At 68.0% G+C, this 441-nt stretch carries 1 protein-coding gene; it reads right to left on the reverse strand.

All coding sequences use genetic code 11. From position 1 onward, the window contains the following. Nucleotides 1-441: hypothetical protein (locus IH13_RS39395; RefSeq protein WP_037843425.1), on the reverse strand; the 441-nt coding region annotated here is incomplete at both ends.

The raw sequence follows: 441 nt of genomic DNA on the forward strand, positions 1-441 counted from the left end.
CCCGCAACCGACTTCCACACCACCCGATAACGCCAGGAGTCCACGGTGGAGAGTTCACGTGACTGGCGGCGCCAGGACGAGAGAACAGGTATGACGTCGCGGAGCGACCCGATGTCGGTCGAGTCCAGCGTCAGGGCCAAGGCGTCGAGGTCATTGCTCTCGACGGCATCCCAGAAACGATGATCCGACGTCGAGCCGGCGCTGTCCTCGGCCACGAGGGCGACCGGGGCGGTCTCCGGCCAGTAGCGCTCGTGCTGGAAGGCGTAGGTCGGCAGCTCCAGCCGGGCCGCTCCGGAACGCGCGAAGTACGCCTCCCACGCGATCGGCACACCACGCACGTGTGCCTCTGCCAGCGCCTTCACCAGCGACTGCGGCTCGTCGCGGTCCTTGCGAAGGACCGGGACGAACGCCGACTCCGCCGACTCCTCGACGCATTCCTGG

Origin of the sequence: Streptomyces sp. NRRL WC-3549 (assembly GCF_000721935.1) — a bacterium.
Taxonomy (GTDB): Bacteria; Actinomycetota; Actinomycetes; order Streptomycetales; family Streptomycetaceae; genus Streptomyces.